The sequence below is a fragment of the Psychrobacter immobilis genome (genome assembly GCF_904846175.1).
Taxonomy (GTDB): Bacteria; Pseudomonadota; Gammaproteobacteria; order Pseudomonadales; family Moraxellaceae; genus Psychrobacter; species Psychrobacter immobilis_E.
In genome coordinates, this window is the sequence record NZ_CAJGZM010000025.1 from 1 (window position 1) to 1,600 (window position 1,600).

The 1,600-nt window shown below is 38.9% G+C and carries 1 protein-coding gene; it reads right to left on the reverse strand.

Translation table 11 applies throughout. From position 1 onward, the window contains the following. Positions 1-355 precede the first annotated feature (355 nt). Positions 356-1,189 (reverse strand): IS5 family transposase, encoded by an 834-nt coding sequence (locus JMW39_RS13150; RefSeq protein WP_201547278.1) that lies wholly within the window; start codon positions 1,187-1,189, stop codon positions 356-358. Positions 1,190-1,600: the final 411 nt, after the last annotated feature.

Sequence of the window (1,600 nt, forward strand, 5' to 3'; positions counted from 1 at the left end):
TCCCGAACTCAGAAGTGAAACATCATCGCGCCAATGGTAGTGTGGCTCCGGCCATGTGAGAGTAGGTCATCGTCAGCTCTCTATTCCTGAAAACCCCCTCTGCGAAAGCAGAGGGGGTTTTCTTTGTCTGCGTGTTTATTAAGTAGAACTGATAATAGTGGTCTTATAAGTCTTGAACAGTTATTAAGAAGCGACGCGTTATCTAATTAAATACTAAGTAAATGTTGAGCCGATAATTAGAAGTTTTTTCTTAAAAAAGGCTGATTTTAACTATAGTTCTTCTATATATTCAGCTTCATAGTCTTGTATCCGAATAAGATGATATTTTTATAGTATATTAGACCTCTTGCAAAAGTCATAGGTTAAGCTCGGAATTAACGATACCAGCAAATAGCTTCATTCTAAGATCATAGCACTGACGACGATTGCGATATTTATGAGCCACTATTTTGAATCGTTTAATTAACCCTATTTTGTGCTCAATCATAATACGGAACTTTGCCAGAGAGTGATTGGCCTGTTTGCATATCGCTAATAACTGACCACCACGAGGTTTCTTAAATGGCATGAAGGTTTGCTTATGTAGCTTTGCTATGCCCTGATAGCCATTATCTGCTAGTAATTTAGCATTGTCAGGAAGCCAGTCAGGACAAGTATCTTTATAGAGCTTAAAATCGTGGATTGCCCCTTTGCAGGTTTGCACATCAAGTATCAAGCCTGTTTGACAATGAACGATAACCTGTGCTTTTAATGTGTGTTTTTTCTTCTTACCGCTGTAGTAGTCTCTTTGGGTTTTTTTTGGACGCTCAATTGGGGTTTCGGTGGCATCGACAATGGCGACTGACCAATTGATGTCATCATCGACTATACTAGGCAGCTTTTTAGGCAATTCAAACTTGCCTGAATCAATCAGGATATCTTCTACTTTGCGAATAATGCGGCTGGCAGACGACTCATGAATACCAAAGTCCATACTGATGTGGTACAGCGTCCGGTATTCACGCCAATAAGTAAGTGCCAGTAATATCTGTTCCTCAAGACTAAGCGTGCTTGGTCGTCCTGATTTAGTCTTTTCTGCTCCGTGCTGCTGCATGGCAGCTAACATTTCACGGAAGGTCGCTTTATGAATGCCCATGTAACTTTTAGAACCAGCATCACTTCGTTTAAGAAGCTTATCTATGTTTGGCATGGTTCCTAGCCAGTTGTGAATGTGTTTCTTATTTTAAATATCTTCGCTACTTTTGCGAGAGGTCTATTCTTATGATAGAGGTGCCTTGTTCTACTTATTTTAAACGAGGTATTTCAATCAGTTGTAATATATATAAAATAAAAAGCAGTATTAGCTTGACCCCCACATCAAACCGCGTATAATGCCACCCAGTCGGAAGGGAAGGATGATTTGGGAAGTGGTTCACCACTTATTATAATAGCCAGTTATTAACTAAGCTATTCACCAATCAGCCGATAGTTTGGAGTTTCAATCAACTACCAAGGTAGTGCAGATAAAAACTTCAAACTAAATAAAAATAACTTCTTGACTTACTGAATTAAACGTCTATAATACGCACCTCATTAAGACAAACGGAATAACTTATATGTG